17 protein-coding genes and 1 pseudogene are annotated in these 19839 nt (G+C 69.7%); 10 read left to right on the top strand and 8 right to left on the bottom strand.

The genetic code is table 11. From position 1 onward, the window contains the following. The first annotated feature begins 193 nt into the window (after positions 1-193). Both ACZ7M3_RS02670 and ACZ7M3_RS02665 read left to right on the top strand, forming a co-directional pair. Positions 194-2935 (top strand): helix-turn-helix transcriptional regulator, encoded by a 2742-nt coding sequence (locus tag ACZ7M3_RS02670; RefSeq protein WP_472060099.1) that lies wholly within the window; start codon positions 194-196, stop codon positions 2933-2935. Positions 2936-3263: 328 nt separating this feature from the next. Further along, positions 3264-4223, top strand: coding sequence for an SMP-30/gluconolactonase/LRE family protein (locus ACZ7M3_RS02665; protein WP_472060097.1), 960 nt, complete (start codon positions 3264-3266; stop codon positions 4221-4223). Between the two features lie 595 nt (positions 4224-4818). Here the strand turns inward: ACZ7M3_RS02665 and ACZ7M3_RS02660 are convergent. Continuing rightward, on the bottom strand, positions 4819-5256 hold the full coding sequence (locus ACZ7M3_RS02660) for an ester cyclase (RefSeq protein ID WP_472060095.1): 438 nt from the start codon (positions 5254-5256) through the stop codon (positions 4819-4821). A gap of 126 nt (positions 5257-5382) precedes the next feature. Here ACZ7M3_RS02660 and ACZ7M3_RS02655 point away from each other — a divergent pair. The 3 genes and pseudogenes from ACZ7M3_RS02655 to ACZ7M3_RS02645 form a co-directional block, all read left to right on the top strand. Then, positions 5383-5886 (top strand): annotated as a pseudogene (locus ACZ7M3_RS02655) (alpha/beta fold hydrolase); the annotation flags it as partial. Between the two features lie 29 nt (positions 5887-5915). Beyond that, complete coding sequence (locus ACZ7M3_RS02650) at positions 5916-6416, top strand: alpha/beta fold hydrolase (RefSeq protein WP_472061053.1); 501 nt, start codon at positions 5916-5918, stop codon at positions 6414-6416. A 61-nt stretch (positions 6417-6477) separates the two neighbouring features. Further along, positions 6478-7368, top strand: coding sequence for an MBL fold metallo-hydrolase (locus ACZ7M3_RS02645; protein ID WP_472060093.1), 891 nt, complete (start codon positions 6478-6480; stop codon positions 7366-7368). A 25-nt stretch (positions 7369-7393) separates the two neighbouring features. On the opposite strand, the gene ACZ7M3_RS02640 is transcribed toward ACZ7M3_RS02645, so the two are convergent. From ACZ7M3_RS02640 to ACZ7M3_RS02610, 7 genes are all read right to left on the bottom strand, one after another. Then, positions 7394-7732 (bottom strand): hypothetical protein, encoded by a 339-nt coding sequence (locus ACZ7M3_RS02640; RefSeq protein ID WP_472060091.1) that lies wholly within the window; start codon positions 7730-7732, stop codon positions 7394-7396. 61 nt (positions 7733-7793) lie between these two features. Continuing rightward, entirely contained in the window at positions 7794-8492 is a 699-nt protein-coding gene (locus tag ACZ7M3_RS02635; RefSeq protein WP_472060089.1) for an alpha/beta fold hydrolase, read from the bottom strand. Between the two features lie 62 nt (positions 8493-8554). After that, positions 8555-10468, bottom strand: a complete 1914-nt coding sequence (locus ACZ7M3_RS02630) for a hypothetical protein (protein WP_472060087.1) — start codon at positions 10466-10468, stop codon at positions 8555-8557. A 296-nt stretch (positions 10469-10764) separates the two neighbouring features. After that, positions 10765-11535, bottom strand: coding sequence for an SDR family NAD(P)-dependent oxidoreductase (locus ACZ7M3_RS02625; protein ID WP_472060085.1), 771 nt, complete (start codon positions 11533-11535; stop codon positions 10765-10767). Beyond that, positions 11532-12833 (bottom strand): histidinol dehydrogenase, encoded by a 1302-nt coding sequence (hisD, locus tag ACZ7M3_RS02620; RefSeq protein ID WP_472060083.1) that lies wholly within the window; start codon positions 12831-12833, stop codon positions 11532-11534. The genes ACZ7M3_RS02625 and hisD overlap by 4 nt, the downstream gene beginning before the upstream one ends. A 40-nt stretch (positions 12834-12873) precedes the next feature. After that, the gene (locus ACZ7M3_RS02615) at positions 12874-13815 is read right to left on the bottom strand and encodes a VOC family protein (RefSeq protein WP_472060081.1); all 942 of its coding nucleotides are present in this window, start codon (positions 13813-13815) and stop codon (positions 12874-12876) included. Then, positions 13812-14786 carry a fumarylacetoacetate hydrolase family protein gene (locus tag ACZ7M3_RS02610; RefSeq protein ID WP_472060079.1) on the bottom strand — a complete coding sequence of 325 codons (975 nt, stop codon included), beginning with the start codon at positions 14784-14786 and terminating at the stop codon, positions 13812-13814. The genes ACZ7M3_RS02615 and ACZ7M3_RS02610 overlap by 4 nt, the downstream gene beginning before the upstream one ends. Positions 14787-15014: 228 nt before the next feature. Between ACZ7M3_RS02610 and ACZ7M3_RS02605 the strand changes: the two genes are divergently transcribed. Genes ACZ7M3_RS02605 through ACZ7M3_RS02585 form a run of 5 tightly spaced genes read left to right on the top strand, consistent with a single transcriptional unit; the run spans position 15015 to position 19839 of the window. Continuing rightward, positions 15015-15320 (top strand): antibiotic biosynthesis monooxygenase family protein, encoded by a 306-nt coding sequence (locus tag ACZ7M3_RS02605; RefSeq protein ID WP_472060077.1) that lies wholly within the window; start codon positions 15015-15017, stop codon positions 15318-15320. A gap of 49 nt (positions 15321-15369) precedes the next feature. After that, positions 15370-16494 carry an FAD-dependent monooxygenase gene (locus ACZ7M3_RS02600; RefSeq protein WP_472060075.1) on the top strand — a complete coding sequence of 375 codons (1125 nt, stop codon included), beginning with the start codon at positions 15370-15372 and terminating at the stop codon, positions 16492-16494. Beyond that, positions 16491-17495 carry an amidohydrolase family protein gene (locus ACZ7M3_RS02595; protein WP_472060073.1) on the top strand — a complete coding sequence of 335 codons (1005 nt, stop codon included), beginning with the start codon at positions 16491-16493 and terminating at the stop codon, positions 17493-17495. The genes ACZ7M3_RS02600 and ACZ7M3_RS02595 overlap by 4 nt, the downstream gene beginning before the upstream one ends. Then, positions 17492-18460, top strand: a complete 969-nt coding sequence (locus ACZ7M3_RS02590; RefSeq protein ID WP_472060071.1) for a cyclase family protein — start codon at positions 17492-17494, stop codon at positions 18458-18460. Before ACZ7M3_RS02595 ends, ACZ7M3_RS02590 begins: the two co-directional genes overlap by 4 nt. Further along, positions 18457-19839, top strand: coding sequence for an FAD-binding oxidoreductase (locus ACZ7M3_RS02585; RefSeq protein ID WP_472060069.1), 1383 nt, complete (start codon positions 18457-18459; stop codon positions 19837-19839). Before ACZ7M3_RS02590 ends, ACZ7M3_RS02585 begins: the two co-directional genes overlap by 4 nt.

The following is a 19839-nucleotide window of genomic DNA, read 5'->3' as shown; positions in this document are numbered from 1 at the left end:
CACTCTCCCCACCGAGCCGAACTGCATCGAGGACGCCCGCGCAACGACCTACCTGCCTTGATCACGTCGACAGGCTCCGCCCAGCCTCTCAGCGTCCGGCGAACGACGAACCCCACCAAAAGATGATCTCGGTGGGGTTAGATTCCAAGCCTGGTCGAAGGACCGGCCGTCGTGGGAGCGAGGAGTGATGGGGATGCAACCCCAACCGTTGCGAGGCCGTAGCGAGCCGATGGAGCGGGCCCTTTCCGTGGTCCGCGCCGCAAGGCGTCACGGCTCCGGGGGCGTGGTGCTGGTCAGCGGACCAGCGGGCATCGGCAAGAGCGCCCTGCTCGCGGAGGTGTGCAGTCAGGCCGGACGGATACAGGTCCGGCCCGCTCTGGGCACCTGCGACCCCATCGAGCAGATCAGTCCCGGCGCACCAGTGATCACCGCGCTGCGGGCCGGCCGCGAACCGCTGGTCACCGAGGAGCAGTACGCCGGGATCGTCGAAGCCCTCCACGAGCCACTGTTACTGGTCGAACGCATCGCCGCCGCCCTCGAGCACGCCTCGGGCCAGGGCCCCGTCCTGATCGCCATAGACGACATGCAGTGGGCCGACCGGGTCAGCACGTTCGTCATCCGCACCTTGCTCACCCGTCTGCTCGGGCTGCCCCTGGTGTGGCTGCTGGCCACGCGCGACGACGACGCCGCTGTCCTCGGGTCGGTTCACACGTGCCTCGAACACATCCGGCTCGCTCCGTTACCGGCCTCCGAGTTGGCGGCCATCGCGCAGGACCGCCTCGGGCACCCGCCGGACGAGCGCACGCGCGGGTTCCTCGACGCCTCGGCGGGCAATCCACTGCTGGCCATCGACGTGCTGGACAACCTCGCACGGGCGGCCGCGCGAGGCGAACCCGACACCGTGCCGGAGGAGTTCGGCGCGGCCATCGCCCGCAGACTCTCCGAACTGCCCGATACGGCGCGCGCCCTCGTCGAGGTGGTGGCGGTCTGCGGACGCGCCGTGACCGTCCGGGAGGCCCTGCGCATGGTGCCGGAACTTGTCGGCGCAGGACGCGACGGCGCGCTCGCGGTCGCGCTCGAATCCGGGTTGATCACCATCCACGACCAGCGCGTGACGACACGCCACGATCTGGTGCGGGAGGCCGTCAGCGGGACCCTGCCCGACCAGACGGTCCGTACCCTGCACGGACGGTTCGCGCGACATCACCTGGATGCCGGGCAAGCCCTGCTGGCAGCGCCTCACGCCCGCGCCGCGGCGACCCGCGGCGACGTGGCCAGTGCACTGATCCTGATCGCGGCCGCCGAGCAGCTGACCGCGGCCAGTCCGCACGACGCAGGCGACCTGGCCGCGCTCGCCTTCCGCACCATGCGTCCGGAACAGACCGAATGGTTCGATGTGGGCCGACGCAGCCTGTCCGTGCTCTGCCGAACCCAACGCGCCGCCGAGGCGATGACTGTCGCGAATGCGATTCTCGCGCACGTGGATGACGCCAACCTGGTCGGCGTCATCGAGACCGAGGCCGCACGCGCGCTCTGGCTCGGCGGCAAGCCGGGAGAGCTTCTGGCGCGCATCACACCGATGCTGGCAGTGGACGCCCTCACCCCCGCAGTGGGCGCCCGCCTCACGGCCGCACGTGCCTTGGCCAACACCAGGTTGACAGCCGGCGACAGCGGTGCGCGCGAGGCCGCAGGCGCCCTTGACTTCGCAAGAGTCAGCGGAGACAAGGATGCGCAGGCGCTGGCCCTGCAGGCCGTCGGGGAAGCCGCCCGCAACGAAGGCCGCCACCAGGACGCCCTGCGGAGCTTCCGGGAGCTGCGGGCCCTCGCCGGCCCGTACCAGCTCGCCGAGGAGATCACCTCGCTCCAGTTCCTCGACCGCTACGATCACGCGCAACTACTGCTGGACGAGGTGAGATCGGACTGCAGCGACATCTCCCGGTCGATCCCTCCGGCGCTTCACCGCGCCCAGATGTGGCAGGACTTCAACCTCGGACACAGTGACGACGCTGAGGCCGCGGCGCGGACCCTGCTGGAGCTCGGCCAGCAATTGGGGAACGGCGTCTACGCGCTCGACGCATTGATCGTCCTCATCGCCGTGGCGCTGCTGCGCGGCGAGACGCGGACCGCCGCGGCGCATCTGGCGCAGGCCGACCGGCTCGTCGACGCCGACGACGGTGTCCGTCTCCCCGGCCTGACCGTCATGCGCGGCTGGCTCGCAGCCGACCAGGGCGACATCGCCACGGCGCTCCAGGTACTCGGGCCGGTGGCCTCAGAAGCCGCCACCTCGTGCAACTACTGGCCGCTGTGGCCATGCTGGATGGGCATCTTCTTCGAGATCGGCACCGCGGGGGCGGACGAAGGCTTCACCAGGACCGTCGTCGACATCGCCGAGCTCGCCGCGTCACGCAACCCAGGAGTGGCGAGCTTCGAGGGAGTGGCGCTGAACCTGCGCGGGCGGGAGAAAGCCGACCTGGCGATGCTCTCCGAAAGCGTGCGGATCCTTGCGCGCAGCCCCCGCCCCGTCCTGCGCGCTTCCGGCGCGCACTGCTACGGACGCGCGCTGATGGCCGAAGGCCGCCGCGACGAGGCGCTCGAACTGCTCGACCGGGCCTGGGACGACTACCACCGGATGGACGCGCAGGTCTACCGCGACGACGTGCAGCACGCGATGCGCCAGGCAGGTGCCCGACGTACCAAGTGGGCGCGTACGAGTACCCGACCCGAGATCGGCTGGGTCGCGTTGACCGGTGCGGAACGGCGGGTCGCGCTGCTGATCGCGGCGGGGCACTCCAACCGGTCTGCGGCCCTCGAACTCGGGGTGTCGATCAACACGGTGGGTACGCACCTGCGGATGGTCTTCAGCAAGCTCGGCATCCAGTCGCGTGTCCAACTCGCCAACGCCCTGAACCGTGAGCAAGTGAGCCAGACGACCTAGTTTCAGCTCGCGCGCACCCCTCACCCATTCAAGTGATGCCGGTGCAGTATCGCGCCACGGTCTAATCGGAGAGCAACAGCCGTCTCGCCGTCACGAAGTTCGGGGGCGAGGGTCGTTCGTCCGACGCGAGACGACTCCATGACGGGTACGGCGCCGGCCGGTCCGGCGCTGCGGGCACGGCCCGTCCGTAGGTGCGACCAGACGGTCGAGGCCCGCGCACCTTCAGCGGACCTGCGGCGCGCACCGGCCGCTCGCCGACAGCTCCGACAAGGGCGCCCACACCGCGATCCGCACCACTCGGAATCCGACAGAGCAACGAAGGATCACCATGCGTTCCACACACGCTCTCACGTTCGCGGGTCTGGCTCTGAGTGCCACCGTCCTGGCACAGACCATACCGGCGTTGGCCGCCACACCGACGAGCGGCTTCACCAAGGTCCGCATCGCAAGCCACTTCGACCTCGCCACCGGCCAACAGCCGGAGAACATCGCCCTCGAGCCCCGGGGCGCCGTCGACCTCAACATGTCCGTCGCCCGCCAGGTGGTGCGGCTCTACCCGGGCGGCCGGCAGCAGGTGCTGGCGCAGTTGCCGCTCCCCGCCGACGGCGGCGTCCACACACCGCTGCTCGGCTTCCCGCTGATCACCGGCCTCGTCCGGGACGACGACGGCACTCTCTACTTCCTCTACGCGACAGGGACGAGTGACCAGACCGGGCTGTGGAGGCTGCGGCCGGGCGGCACACCCGAGCGGATCACTGCGCTGCCGGCAAACAGCCTGCCCAACGGCCTCGGTCTCGATCCCGTCCGTGGTGAGCTCTACAGCGCCGACTCCGCCCTGAGCACGGTCTGGCGGATGCCGCTCAGCGGAGGTGTGGCGACCGCCTGGGCCAGCGGGCCGGAACTGGCGCCGCAGGGCTCCCTCGGCGCAAACGGACTCAAGGTTCACAAGGACGCGGTGTGGGTCACCAACACGTCGCTTGGAACGATCACCCGGATCCCGATCCGTCGTCATGGGGCCGCCGGCACGTTCGAGACCAAGGCGACCGGGCTCCCCGGGATCGACGACTTCGCTTTCATCCCCGGCAGCGACCGGATCATCGCCACCCTCGACAGCCAGAACAAGGTCGCGTTCGTCGAGCCGAACGGTCGCAACACCATCGCGCTCACCGGCAGGGGCGGGCTCGAAAACCCGACGTCGATCGCCGTACGCGGTAACACCGTCTACATCTCGTCCGCCGCCTGGTCCCTGCGCAAGGACCCGAACCTCATCATCGCCCGGCTGCCGTAAGGCTGTGACGGTGACCTGCTGAACTCGGCCACCCGGCCCTGGAGCTTCCGAATCCCGTGGCAAAGGCGCCCGTTGAATCAGGCATTCATGTGGCCCTGGTCCCTCGTGCGCCGCAAAGGAACGCGCCGCATCGGCACGGCCACCGCGCGGAAGCCGGCCGCCGGGGGGCGCCGCCGAGATGCTTGTTGCCGGCTCCGTTCGGGCTGGTCGTCCAGAACGAAATGGATACCCCGAAACTCTCAACGCTGGAGTGGAAACGTCGCGTATGAGACCAGGCCGTGCCCGATCTGGTCGTGAACGACCGCCGAGAACCACGCCCTTCGCTCATATCAGGCCGTCGGTCATGGCGACGTAGTGTCTCAGGCCGGTCCCGGGAGCGGGCAACGCGTCCGCCGAGCGGCGATTCCGCGGTCGTGCGAGGGGCGTCCGGTGGGGGCCGCGCGACGCCCGGCGGGCACGATGCACTCTTCAATGGCCGGCCGCCCCACCATGGCCTGACCCAGGACTCGAAGCCCGAACCCACCACACCCCGACACACCGTCAGTCGACCACCGGGCCATGTGACAGCACCCCCTGCGGTGATCACAGCCTCGTATCAGGACTTGAGTTGTTGGATCGCCGTCGCCCAATTCTCGACGTGGTAGCCCTTCGCCAACCTTCCATCACGAACGGTGAACACATCGATCGCCATCGTCCTGAAGGACTTGCCGGTCGGAGCAGCACCCCAAAATTCTTTGATCGGCGTCCCTGTCGCTTCTCCACGCACGATCATCATGTCGCCGACCACATGAATGTCGACCACCTCCCACGCAAGGTCGGGCACGCTCTCTCCCATGTCCTTGAACACGGCGGCCAACTGGTCGCGCGTCAGGAAGTCCTGATTCGTGTGGTACGAGTGATAGTCGTCGTTGCATGCCTGGGCCAGAAGTTCGGCAACATCCTTCTCACGCGGTATATTCAGCGCCTCGTAAAGCGGGGCAGAGATCCTGCGCGCCTCTTCGATGGTCATGAACGATTCGTCACTCTTGGTCATCTGACCTTGTCCCTTGTCGCAGAAGGTGTCGTACCGAGCCAATCGGCCCTGGGCAAACCGAAGTTATCTCGGGCGTCGATTCCGGTCTCTCACCTGAATACGTGAGGGGTATACCGGGCGAGGGCAGTGAACAGCGCACTCTCGGATCCGTCCGCCAGACCTGGCTCCTCACCTGTACGGGTGAGGGACGCGCACCCCGCCGCTGATCCATCCTTGCGGCGCACGCGGACCGGACCGACAACGGAGGACAGCGTGAAGTACCTGGAGGCCCAAACCTCGACGGTCGAAGGAACGAACGGAGTCAGCTACGCATACCGGCGTCTGGGACCGAGGGGCCGACGCCCGCTGGTGCTGCTGCAGCACTTCCGGGGAAACCTGGAGAACTGGGATCCCGAGCTGATCGACGCGCTGGCCGCTTCACGCGACGTCATGGCTTTCGACAACGTGGGCGTGGGCGCAACCGCCGGGACCACTCCCCACACCTTCGCACAGATGGCCGACGACGCGATCGTCTTCGTCGAGGCACTCGGGCTCGACAGCATCGATGTGCTCGGTTTCTCCATCGGCAGTTTCATCGCGCAGGAGATCGCACTCACGAGGCCGTCACTGGTGACCAAGTTGATCCTGGCTTCGACCGCCCCCCCCAGGGCGCACCAGGCATGCACGGCTGGGCGCCGGACATCATCGGCGCGATCGGCGAACCGACGACCGACGCCACAGGCATGCTCCACGCCTTCTTCACCAACTCGCCCGCAGGCAGGGCCGCCGGCGAGCAGTTCCTGGGAAGGATCTTCACCCGGACCGCGGGCCGCAACGAGGAAACCACCTGGCAGACCCGCAACGCCCAGTACGACGCTGTCGTGAAGTGGGGGACACCGAACTTCGGGATGCTCCAGCGGCTCGCCGCGATCCAACAGCCCGTCTTCATCGCAAACGGTGACGACGACCGGATGATCCTGCCCTGGTACTCGCATCTTACGGCCAGCCTGATCCCCGACGCGTTCGTGAAGCTGTACCCGGACTCCGCTCATGGCTTCCTCTATCAGCACGCACAAGAATTCGGAGCAGAAGTCCACAAGTACAACGATCGCTTTTACGTCCATCGTGAAGCGGTGCAGCTTCAGCTCCCGGTAAGGCGATCGCTTTTCCGGGATGCCTGAGGAGCAGTGAACACAGCGCGTTCCGAACGCAGGAACGTCAAGAACCGAGAGGCCCACGATCATGAGCTCGACCGAACTCGCCTACGACGTGTTCATCAACGACCCGCCGCAGCAGGACAACGGCACGCTTCCGAACGGAGAGGCGAAGCAGTTCTCACCGCTGGCCAGCACCCTGATCTACGGCGCCGAGGACGCCGTGCTCGTCGACCCCGGGTTCACGACCGACCAGGCACGCGCGCTGGGCGACTGGGTCGCCGGCAAGAACCGGAACCTGACGGACATCTTCATCACCCACGGCCACGGCGACCACTGGTTCAACACCAACGTGCTGGCGGAGCGGTTCGGCGCACGTGTCGTGGCGACCGAGGGAACGATCGGCCAGATGCACGCCAACGTCGCCGCGCGGCCGTTCGTCTGGGACAAGGTCTACCCCGGCATTCCGGCCTCCCCGGTGACCGCGGTGGCGGTGCCGGACAACCGGTTCGCCCTCGAAGGCAAGGACCTCGTCATCGTCGAGGCCGGGTACACCGACACCGATGCCTCCAGCGTCCTGCACGTCCCCGACCTCGCACTGGTCGTCGCCGGCGACGTCATCTACAACGGCGCCCACCTCTACCTCAGCGAGACCTCGCTCGCGGGCCTCGACGCCTGGCGACAAGCAATCGACCGGGTCGCGTCACTGGACGCCCGCTCCATCGTGGCCGGCCACCAGAACTCCGACCTCGACGACGCAGCCGCACGCACCATCGCCGAGACACGCGAATACCTCGACGTCGCCGAAGAGCTGTTCGGCACCCAGAAGACCGCCGTCGACTATTTCAACGCGATGGTCGACCGGTACCCCGACCGACTGGGACGCACGGTCCTGTGGGCGACAGCCCAGGCCGTGTACGGCATCCGCGAGAACCCCGAGGAAGACCCGGTCCAGTTCATCGCCGGCGGATGGCTCTAGTTCCTCACTTCGAGGGCAGCTCGTTTCAGGGATCTGGCCGGCGGGATTGTGTCGTCCAGGGTGCCCTTGAAGTCGAATTCGTCCTGGGCCTTGGCCAGGCGTCTGTCCCGTGCCCGCTGATCAGGGCGGTGACGTTGCGGTACGAAACCAGCTTGGAGTCCGCGACCAGCAGGAACGCCTTCGGCCCGGCTGTCGCGCGCAGGGCGTTCATCGTGTCGGAGATCTGGGAGACCTCCGCGGCTCCGCCGTCGATGACGCGGGACAGCAGCGGGATGCCGCCGTCGCCGGTCACCGCCAGGCCGGTCTGCATCTGCTTGAGGTCGTAGCGGCGGTCCTTGAGATGGCCGTGTTCGATGCGGAGCACGGCCCGGCCGGTCGTCGTCGAGCAGCTCCGGCTCGATACCGAACACCCGCGAAGTACGGAGCTAGTTGCCGTCCCTGCCCTCGTCCAGGAACGCGCACACCGCCTCCGTGAACGTCTGAGGTGCCGCGCTGTGGATGAGGTGTCCGACGGGGATCGTGACGACTCGCCCGCCGGGGACGCGGCGGGCGAGTTCGGCGATGCCGTCCTGGGGCACATGGCTGGCGGGTCCGCCGGCCAGCACCAGTGTGTCGGCGGTGATCCTGCTCAGTCCCTCGAGCCAGGCCGGGTCGGGCGTGTCGATCTGCCGTCTGACGGCCACCACCATGTCCCAGTCGAAGGTGAGCTCGCCGTCCGGCCTGGTCGGGGTGGTCTTCTCGCGGGGCCGCGGAACCGGCACGTCCTCCAGGACGAGCCGGCTCACCCGCTCCGGTCGCTCCTGCGCGAGCAGGTAGGCCACGACCCCGCCCATCGAGTGTCCGATCAGGTCCACCGTGCCGAGTCCCAGGACGTCGAGGAACCGGAGCACGTCGGCACGCATGAGTTCGAGCGAGTACTCCCCCGGCCAGTCGCTCCGCCCGTGGCCGCGCAGATCGAGGGCGTACACCCGTCGTCCGCGGGCGAGAGCGGGCATGACCTCGGCCCAGTCGGCGCTGTTCTCGCCGAGCGCGTGCAACAGGACGAGCGGCGGAGCGGACTCCTGCCCCCACACCCGGCAGACGAGCCGGACCCCTCCCACATCGACCGTACGGTGATCAACCATGCGGGAGAGGATATGCGTCGGTCGTCGCCCGCGGGGCCCCGGCGTCGGACACCCCCGGCGGCTCAGCCGACCGTGAGGACGATCGCGCCGGAGTAGGCGCCTCCTGCCTCGATGGCCGTCTGCGTGCCGTCGACCGTCATGGTCACGGACTTGCCGCCGGCCGCCCGCACCACCGCGTCGGCGGCGAGCGTCAGCCGGGTCAGGTACGAGGTGCCGGTCACGGTCCAGGTCGAACCGCTGTTCAGCTGGACGATCACGCCGTTGTTGACGGCGGGCTTGACGGTGTTGGTGACCTGGCCCAGCTCGTAGAAGTTCGAGGAGTCGATCGTGTCGACGCGGTGCTTGGCCTCCGTGGCCGAGATGACGCCCTGCACGGTCGAGTCCTCGAAGGTGAGGACCATGTTCTTGCCCGCGCGCATGCCGTTGTAGAAGTCGCCCGCCAGCGCGATGGAGGTGAAGGTGGCAGCCCCGTCGGCCGTGTGGACCGAGGTCGGGTCGAAGGAGACGTCCTTGGCGGGGTCGCCCGTGGGTTCGGTGTAGACGCCGACGTTCATCATCTTGCCGTCGACGTTCACCGGGCCCGGGTCGTCGCTCTCGATCATCTGCAGGATGATCCCGTTGCCGGGGTTGAGCTGCGCACCGTCCGAACCGTCCACCGTGATCGTGGTCTGCTGACCCTTGTTGAGGAAGGTGGTCTGCGCGGAGGTGATGACCGTGCCGCCGTCCAGCCTCAGGGTGCCGGTGCCGAAGAACATGAAGCCGAAATGGCCCGAGTTGACCACCGTGATCCGGGCCGGGACGGCCGCCAGTTCGGCCTTGGTCAGGCCGAGGCCGAGCGAGGAGTTGAGCTCCGCGACGGCTTCGCGGGTGCTGTCGCCGTAGTGGATCGAGGCGGCAGGGCCCGCGCAGATGGTGGCGTAGCTGCCGACGTCGAACTGCGAGCCGAGCACGCGGACGGTGGCGTCCCCGATGGCGTAGGTGCCGTAGCCGTACGTTCCCGTGTTGCCGACGCTGCTGTTGATCGCCGTCAGCTGGAGCCCGCTGCCGCCCTCCACCGACAGGGCTCCCCAGGTCTCCGACTGCACGGTCGAGTTGATGTACGTCGCCTTTGTGCCGGCGCCGATGAGGTTGGTGGCGCGGACATTGCCGTCGAGGCCCAGCATCCACGGCACGGACTCCATGTACGGGGTCTCCACGGTCGCCCGGTAGTCGGCGGGGAGCGTGCCGTTGCGGGCCCGCAGGCGGGAGTTCTTCACGATGACGTTGGCACCGTCGTCCGCGACGACCGTCGTGCGCACCACGCCCTGGTTGGTGATCCTGGCGCCGTCCACGACGAGTGTCGTGGCCGAACCGGTGCCGACGACCGCGGCGCCGTATCCCGCGAAGTCGCAACGCCCGTTGCCCGTCAGGGAGATGGAGGGGCTCTTGAGCGTGTAGGTGCCGTTCTTCACGAAGACACCGTCGAAGCACTCGCCGGTGGAGGTGATGGCGACGTTGCGGGCGAGGGTGTCGGTGAGCGCGCCGCCGACGATGCCGGACAGGACGGACTTGGCGCGGTCCACGCCGTCGGCTCCCACATAAAGGGCCTGTCGGAAGGGGAAGGTGACGGTCTGATAGGTGACCGCGTTGGCCTCCGCCACGGTGAGCACGATGTCACCCTGGTAGGTGCCGGCGGAGATCAGCGTCTCGGTTCCGCCCGTCTCGGTGAGGAGCTGCCCGGTCTCGACCCCGTCGACGGTGAGGGTGACGCTGTACCCGTCGGGCGCGGTGACCTTTCCGCCCTCGGCTATGGACAGCTCGCTCACGGCCGTGGTCGCGGAGAGCTGGTACGTCTCGCCGGCTCCCACGGAGATCTTGCCCGCCCTCGTCGCCTTCGGCGCGGGCCCCGCGGCCAGGGCGGGCGCCGCCGGAACGAGCAGGGCCCCGGCCGTGGCCGTACCGGCGATCAGGAACGAACGTCGGGTGATCAGCGTCATTGCATGCCTTCCCAGAGATCGAGTGCGCCGTCGCGCAGCGTGACCGGCCGGCCGTCGGATTCATGGGGGCGACGGCTCGGGCGGAGGCACCAAAGGTGCGCGTGGGAAAGTCAATCAGCCCTGTGCACAAGGGAGTAGCCACCTTGTGGACACATACCGGAGGGCGATGTCTCGGATCATTCGGCCCGCTTCATGGCCGTCACACAGCGTGTTCACAGACGGGTCGGCGGGGAACGCACGCCGGTGCGGCGGACGACCTGGAGCCGTCCGCCGCACCGTGCTCACCCGCGCCCGGACTACGCCGGTGCGACCATCCCCGCCGACAGGTCGATGTCCGCCCCGCACAGCCCCGGCATCGCCAGCATCGCCACCAGCGCCCGGGCGACCTCGTCCTCCTCCACGAGCCGGCCCAGCGCGGCGCGCGAGGCGAAGTCCCGCTCGGCGGCCTGGACGCTCGTCCCGGTCAGCTCGGCCGTCAGCCGGAAGTTGCGGTCCATGCGCGGCCCCCGAACCGGCCCGGGGGAAAGGGAGTTGACCGCGACGCCGTGCGGCCCGACCTCGCCCGCCAGCGTCCGGGTCAGACCGAGGAGCGCCATCTTGGAGGCGGTGTACGGGGTGCGGTTCAGCAGCGGCCGCTTCCCGCTCACGGAGGCGATGTTGACGATGTCACCGCCTCCGGCCGCGATCATGGGCGGCAGGAAGGCCCGGCACATCAGGTACACCCCGCGGACGTTGGCGGCGAACACCTCGTCCCACTCCTCGGGCTCGATGTCGGTGAGCGGGCGTACCGGTCCCGCGACTCCGGCGTTGTTGACGAGCAACGACACCTCCTCGTCGGCGAGTTCGAGGGCCAGGGCGCGCACCGACTCCGAATCGGAGACGTCACACACCGCCGTACGGGCCCCTCCGTCCTCCTCGGCCACCCGCGCCGCGGCGTCGGCGAGAGCGCGCTCGCCGCGGCCGACGAGGATCACCCGGGCTCCGGCTCCCGCCAGGGCGAGCGCGAAGGCCCGCCCCAGTGGTCCGCCGCCGCCCGTGATCAGCGCCGTACGCCCATGGAGGGTCATGCCTTGTTCCACGGCAGTTCGTCGCCCGCGGCCTTCGCCGCCCGTACGTCACCGGAGCGGGCATGCCCCTCGAACAGTTCGACGCGGGAGGCGCGCCCGCACAGCCTGCCGAGCAGCGCCCCCGAGCCGGAGTCCGTGACCTCCTGGTAGGTGACCGTCTTGAGGTACTTCCCCACCCACAGGCCGCCGGTGTAGCGGGCGGCGCCCCGGGTCGGCAGCACATGGTTCGTGCCGATGACCTTGTCGCCGAACGACACACAGGTGCCCTCGCCCAGGAAGAGCGCGCCGTACTGCGTCATCCTGCGCAGGGCCTCGCGCGGCTCGGCGGTCAGGACCTCGACGTGCTCGAAGGCGAACGCGTCGGCGAGCGCGTACAGCTCGTCGAGGGAGTCCACGACGTGCACCTGCCCGTGGTCGCGCCGGGCGGGCCCGGCGAAGTCGCGCGTGGGCATGCCGGGCAGGAGCCGCTCGACCTCGGCGAGGGTCTTCTCGGCGATCTCGCGGGAGGTGGTGATCAGGACGGCCGGGGAGTCGGGGCCGTGCTCGGCCTGGGAGAGCAGGTCGACGGCGCACACGAAGGGGTCGGCTGCGCTGTCGGCGAGGACCAGGATCTCCGTCGGGCCCGCGAAGAGGTCGATGCCTATCTCGCCGAACAGCTGCCGCTTGGCCTCGGCGACATAGGCGTTGCCCGGCCCGGCGATCAGGTTCACCGGCTCCATCGTGTCCGTGCCGACCGCCATCGCGGCGACGGCCTGCACCCCGCCCAGCAGCCAGATCTCGTCCGCGCCCGCGAGATGCGCGGCGGCGACGGTGGCCGCGGGGATCTCGCCGTGGATCGGGGGCGTACAGGCGACGACCCGCGGCACGCCCGCGACCTTCGCCGTGACGATGGTCATGTGCGCGGACGCGGTGAGCGGGTAGCGGCCACCGGGGATGTACGCGCCTGCCGCCCGCACCGGGATGTGCTTCTGCCCGAGCCTGACGCCCGGCAGGGTCTCCACCTCGAACTCGCCCATCGAGTCGAGCTGGTGGCGGGCGAAGGAGCGCACCTGGTCCTGGACGAAGCGGATGTCGTCGATGACCTGCCGCGGGACCGAGGCGACGATCTTCTCGATCTCCTCGGCGGAGAGCCGGAATGCCTCGGGGCTCCACCGGTCGAACTTCTCGGAGTACGCGTGCACGGCCGCGTCGCCGCGCTCGCGAATGTCCGCGATGACGCCCGCCACGGTTTCGCGCACCTGGTCGAGCGAGGCGGTGACCTCCGCCCCGGGTACGGCGTGCTTCAGGATCGTTGCCACAACTGCGGCCTTTCTGCGGGTGGTTGACGGCTGTCGACGGCTACACGGGGGGTGCGACGAACAGCACGTCAGGATCGTTGAACTGCTCCTTGGCGACCGACTCGCTCATCGGGTCGGCCGTGCCCCACTGGTCCTGGGTGATCGGGTCGTCCACGTCGTGGCGGCCCGGGTGCCACAGGTCCTCCTCCAGGACCGCGAGTTCGGTCGTGTACTCGACCGTGTTGCCGTGCGGGTCGTGGAAGTAGGAGAAGGTGTTGTCGCCCGCGAGATGGCGGCCCGGACCCCAGGTGAGCCGCGTCCCGGCGCGCAGCGCCCGCCCCGTACCGCGCATGTACTCCTCCACTCCGCGCATCTCGAACGAGGCGTGGTGCAGGGAGACATGAGGTCCGCGCGCGATGGCGAAGGAGTGGTGGAGCGGGCTGCACCGCAGGAAGTACATGAGGTCGCCCATGTGCGCCGAGTACAGGGTGTCGGTGAGCCGGAAGCCGAGGTGCCGGACGTAGAAGTCCCGCAGCCCCTCCGGGTCCTGCGAGTTGACCACGCAGTGCGAGAGGCGCACCGGGATCGCCTCGCGCTCCTCGATCCTGCGGTGCGCGCGCGTCTCGACACCGGCCGACACCTCCACGACCCGGCCGTCCGGGTCGAAGAAGCGGAAACCGTAGCCGCCGCCCGGAGTGTCCAGAGCCCCTGGTTCGCCGATGAGTCGGACCCCGGACCGCCCGAGTCGCAGATGCAGTTCGTCCACGGCGGCCGGCGAGACGGCGCCGAAGGCGACCAGGTCCATCCGCTTCCGCTCGTCCTCGCGGATGCGGACGACGTACTGCTCGGGGCTGCCCTCGGCGGCGAAGAAGGCGATCCCGCTGTCGCCGGCGACCTCGGTCAGGCCCCAGGTGGTGCCGTAGAAGGCGCGCTGCCTGGCGAAGTCCGGTACGGCCAGGTCGACATGGCGGAGATGGGTGATGGGCTGGAAGGTGCTGGTCACTGTCCGCTCCTGACGGTGTTGCGCTGGTGGCCGAGGCCCGTGATCTCCGCCTCCATGACGTCTCCGGGCTTGAGGAAGACACCCCAGTGCGCGCCGTTGCCCGCCGGGGAACCGGTGAGCAGCAGGTCGCCGGGGCGCAGGGTGGTGGTCGTGGAGACGTAGGCGATGAGCCGGGGAATGTCGAAGATCATGTCCTTGGTGGACTCGTCCTGGCGCACGACTCCGTTGTGGCGCAGGGTGATCCGGACGTCCGCGTCCTCGGTGGGGTTGCCGACGAAGGCGGCCGGTACGAGGAAGGGTCCTGTCGGCAGGAAGGTGTCGCAGTTCTTGGCGGTGAACCAGTCGGTGCCGATCGCCTTGAGGTCGGGCCGGTAGAGCCGGTCGCGGGTGGTGAGGTCGTTGCAGATGGTGTAGGCGGCGACGTACGACATCGCGTCCCCGACGGGGATGTGCTTGCCCGTCCTGCCGATGACGAGCGCGAGTTCGAGTTCCCAGTCGTGCTGCTCACCGAGCGCGGGCAGCACGATGTCGTCGTACGGGCCGCAGATCGCGCGGGGCGAGCCGAGGAAGACGTACGGGACGCCGCCGCGGATCCGCTCGTCCATCATCCGCTCGGCGTCCGCGCGGGCCTCCTCGGGCGTCGCGCCGTGCACGCTCTCCTTCTCGGCGGCGACCAGATCCACCACGTGCTTGCGGTAGTTGGCGCCGCTCTGCAGGACCTGGCAGGGCTCGATGGGGGCGAGGACGCGCAGGTCGGCGAGGGCGTGCCAGGCGTCGGCGGTCTCCTGGGCAAGGTCGACCAGGCGCGGGAAGAGGGCCTCCCAGTCCTCGACGACCGCGCGCACGGACGGGGCCAGGTCGGACAGGTCACGTACCCGGGGCCCGACGACCAGGCCCGGGAAGACCCGGGAACCGTCCCCGAAGGTGCCGAGGGCGAAGGGTCCGGTGTGGGAGGGGAGTCGGTCGGGCACGGGCGGTCTCCTCGTACGGCGGGTGGCTTGCCGTCGACGCTAGGCAGCGCGGGGGCAGGGCGGAAATGGCGATCCGCGATGCCTGCCATCAGGGGGCCGGAGGCCGTGTGATCAGCAGCCCATCGTCGTACGGGATGGATGACGTCCCCCATGCCGATGCCTCGATCCGTTGACCCTGCAACGACCCTCCGCGCAGGCTCGGAGCACCATCGGACCTGAGGAGCGAGTGTGATCGTCGAGCATGCCGAACTGACCGTGGAAGCCGGTCGTGAGCGGGTTTTCGAGGCCGTCTTCGACAAGGCCCGCGAGGTGCTCGCCGAGGCGGACGGGTTCCGCTGGACCGAGCTGCTGCGCTGCGAGGAGCGCCCGGACCGCTATCTGCTGCTGGTCAGCTGGACGTCCGTGGAGGCGCACACGGTCGGCTTCCGCAGCTCCGAGCGCTTCGAGCGGTGGCGCGCCCTGGTCGGGCCGTTCTTCGCCGCGCCGCCCGTCGTCGAGCACTACCGCACGCTCGGCGACCGCTTCACCGCCTGACCGACCCCACCGCACCCCTGTTCTTCTTCTACGTTCGCAAGGATCGCCCATGCCCGTACACAAGGTGCTCGTCGTCGGCGGCGGCATCACCGGTAGCGTGCTGTCGCTCGCGCTCGCCCAGCGGGGCGCCGAGGTCGAGCTCGCCGAGATCTCGCCCCAGTGGTTCGGTGTGGGCCACGGCATCACCGTCCAGGGCAACGCGCTCAAGGCGCTGCGCTCGGTGGGCGTGCTCGACCGGGTGCTCGCCCGGGCCGTCCCCTTCGACGTGATGCGGCTGCGCCGGGCCGACGGCGGACTGCTCGCCGAGCTGCGCACCCCGCACACCGGCGGTGCCGAGCTGCCGTCGACGGCGGGCGCGCTGCGCTCGGACCTTCAGGACGCGCTGTGCGACGCGGTCCACGCGCAGGGCGTGCGCGTCCGGCTCGCGCTGAGCGTGGCGAAGCTCGACCAGTCCCCGGACCATGTGGACGTCACGTTCACCGACGGCAGCAGCGGCCGCTACGACCTCGTGGTCGGCGCCGACGGCATCAACTCGCGGATGCGGCGGCTGATCGGCATCACCACCAGGCCCCGCCCGGTGGGTATGTCGATCTTCCGGGTGGTCGCGCGGCGGCCGCCCGAGATGGACTGCGCGGAGGTGTACTACGGCGGCCCGCGCTACAAGGCCGGCTACAGCCCGATCTCGCCCGACCAGTGCTACGCCTACCTGCTCGACGAGAACCTCGACGCCTCGCTGATCGGCCCGCGCGCCCCGCTGTCGCTGCTGCGCGAACGCGGCGCCGGGTACGGCGGCACCTGGGGCAGGATCCTCGCCTCGCTGCCGCGGGACACCCCGGTCGACTACCGGTGGATCGAGGCGATCCTCGTCGACGAGCCCTGGTACCGGGGCCGTACGGTGATCATCGGGGACGCCGCGCACGCCTGCCCGCCGCTGATCGCGCAGGGCGCCGCGATGTGCGCCGAGGACGCGGTCGTGCTCGCGGAACTCGTCACCGGCGGGGCGCCGCTGGAGAAGGCGCTCGACACGTTCATGGCGCGCCGGCTGCCCCGGGTGCGGGTGGTGCTGGAGAACTCGCTGCGGCTCGCCGACTGGGAGATCCACCCGGAGACGCCCGGCGCGGACCCCGGCCGGATCATGTCGGAGACCCTGGACTATCTGACGGCCGCCGCATGAACGTTCCCGTCGTGGACTTCCACGGTCACCTCGCCGTCCCCGCCGCCGACGCGCTGTGCGCGGGCACGCCCGGCCTGGCCGCCGAGCTGGCCGCCGAAGCGCGGGCGCACTCCCCCACGTCACGGGCGGTCAACCGCGCCCAACTTCAGCGCCTCGCACCGAAGTTGACGGACGTCACGACCAGACTCGCCGACCTGGACACGATGGGGGTCGACCTCCAGGTGGTCGGCCCGATGCCGATGCACCACTACTGGGCCGACGCGGATCTCGCCGTACGCCTGGCGCGCACGGTCAACGAGGCCGTGGCCGCGCACTGCGCGGTGGCGCCGGAGCGGCTGTACGGCCTCGGCACGGTCCCGCTCCAGCATCCCGACCTCGCGGTCGCGCTCCTCGACAAGGCGGTCACGGAGTACGGCCTGTACGGGATCAGCGTGTCCACGACCGTGGACGGACGGGAACTCGCGGACCCCGCGCACGACCCGGTGTGGCAGCGGGCCGAGGAGCTCGGCGCGGTCGTCTTCGTGCACCCCTGGGGCTGCTCGCTAGGGGAACGGCTGGCCACGCACTACCTCGGCAACACGGTCGGGCAGCCCGTCGAGACGACGGTCGCGCTCTCGCACCTCATCTTCACCGGTGTCCTGGACCGCTTCCCGCGCCTCAAGCTCGTCGCCGCGCACGGCGGGGGCTATCTGCCGACGTACATCGGCCGTTCCGACCACGCCTGGCACCTGCGCGAGGACGCGCGTGGCTGCGCGCGGCCGCCGAGCGCGTATCTGCGGCGCATGTGGTTCGACGCGCTCGTCTACACCCCGGGCGGACTGCGCCATCTGGTCGAGGAGGTCGGCGCGGACCGGGTCGTCCTCGGCACCGATCACCCCTTCGACATGGGCGTCGAGGACCCGGTGGCCCGGCTGGACGCCGCGGGGCTGTCCCCGGCCGACCGTGCCGCCGTCGCCGGGGGCAACGCTCTCGACCTGCTGCAGAAAGGACGTACGCGATGAGTCTGGGTCCGATCGAGGAAGAGCTGGCCAAGGCCCGCTCCGCCTACCGGAACTGGGGCCGTTGGGGTGAGGACGACGTGCTGGGCACGCTCAATTTCATCGACGACGCGATACGGGCGCACGCGGCCGGCCTGGTCCGCCGGGGCCGGTCGTTCTCGCTCTCCCAGGAGTTCAACGAGAACGGTCCGCAGCGCGGTTTCCGCGGCCGGATCAACCCCGTCCACTACATGAAGGACACCGGTTCGGACGCGGCCGCCGGGACGCAGGGCTTCCCGCACGGATTCGGGGGCGCCGACGACCATGTCGTGATGCCGCTCCAGGCCTCCACCCAGTGGGACGGCCTCGGGCACATCTACGACAACAAGCAGGCCTGGAACGGACGTCCGTGCACCATCGTCAACGGCGACGGGGACTCGGTCACCGGCATCGAGCACATGAAGGACGCCTTCACCGGGCGCGGGGTCCTGCTCGACGTGGGCCGCGCGGTCGGCGACGAACACGGCGAACTCCCGGACGGTTTCGCGATCCTGGAGGAGCATCTGCGCGCCACGATCGAGGCGCAGGGCGCCACCTCGTCCGTACGGCGCGGCGATCTGGTCCTCGTCAGGACCGGGCAGTTGGGGCGGGTACGGCGACTCGGCGCGTGGGGCGGGTACGCCGCCGGGGACGCCCCGGGCCTCTCCTTCACCACGCTCGGCTGGCTGCACCGTACGGAGATCGCCGCGATCGCCTCCGACACCTGGGGACTCGAAGTACGCCCCTACGAGTTCGCCCAGCCGGCGATGTCCCCGCTGCACCAGATCGCGATCCCCAACATGGGCCTCCCGCTGGGGGAGATGTGGGACCTGGAGGAGCTGGCCGAGGACTGCGCTGCCGACGGTGTCCACGAGTTCCTGCTGATCGCGGCGCCGCTGCCGGTCACCGGCGCGGTGGGCGCCCCTGTCAATCCGATCGCGATCAAGTGAGTACGAGCGTGCACAACGACCGTTTCCCAGACACCCTCCACCTCCCCGGCGACGAGGACTTCGAGGAGGCGTGTCTCGGCCGGGTCTTCAACGCCCGCCGCCCGTCGGACCGCACCCCCGCCGCCGTGCTGATGGCCGAGTCCGAGCAGGATGTCGTCGACGGCGTACGACTCGCCCTGGAGCGGGGCTGGCAGGTCGCCGTCCGCTCCGGCGGGCACAGCTGGGCCGCCTGGTCGGTGCGCGAGGACGCGCTGCTGATCGACCTCGGGGGTCTGCGCGAGATGGCGTACGACCCGCGGACCGGGATCGTGACGGCGACCCCCGGCATCAAGGGAGGCGACGAACTCAACCCGTATCTGGGAGAGTTCGGGCGCTTCTTCAACGGCGGGCACTGTCCCTCCGTCGGCATCGGCGGCTTTCTGCTCCAGGGCGGGCAGGGCTGGAACGCGCGCGGCTGGGGCTGGGCCGCCGAGAACATCGTCGCGATCGACGTCGTCACCGCCGAGGGCGAGCTGGTGCGTGCGGACGAGACGCACCACGGCGACCTGTTCTGGGCGGCGCGCGGCGCGGGCCCGGGCTTCTTCGGGGTCGTCACCCGCTTCCATCTGCGCACCCGCCCGCTGCCGAAGCATCTGGCGCACACCGTCCACGCATACCCACTGGCCCTGTTCGACGAGGTCATGACCTGGCTGCACGGCATGCACCACACCGTCTCCGACCTGGTCGAGATCGTCGCCCTGACTCAGACCCCGCCCGCCGGGGACGGGCCGGTGCTGCTGGTCACGGGCGTGTCGATGACCGACACCGCCGAGCAGGCCGCCGAGGCGCTGGCCCCGTTGCACGCCAACCCGTACGCGGACCGGGCGCTGCTGCGGATCGAGGCGCGGCCGACCACCCTCGCCGAGCAGCTTCAGGGCCAGCGCCTCGCCAACCCCGAGGGCCACCGCTATCTCGTCGACAACGCCTGGCTGACCGGGTCAGCCGCCGAGGTCGTGCCGGCGATCCGGAAGGCGTTCACGGAGCAGCCGACCCGGCAGACCTTCACCATCTGGTTCTCGATGGCCCCGCTGCGTGAACTCCCGGACATGGCCTTCTCGTTGCAGTCCGAGATCTACTGCGCCACCTACGTCGTCCACGACGATCCCGGGCGCGACGCCGAGCTGCGCGGCTGGCTCGGCGAGGCGATGGCGGCGATGCGGCCGGTGACCGCGGGCCAGTACCTCGGGGACTGCGACTTCACCGTGCGGCAGCTGAGGTTCATGGGTGACGCGCAGTGGGAGCGGCTTCAGGAGATCCGGGCGACTCGCGACCCGAAGGGCCTCTTCGTGGGCCATCTGAGCGCCGGGACCGTCACCAACACCAACGACTGGGAGCGATAG

The sequence above is a fragment of the Streptomyces sp. NPDC111656 genome, from assembly GCF_055656965.1.
Note: the sequence above shows the minus strand (reverse complement) of the source record. Positions and strands in the feature narration are given on the sequence as shown.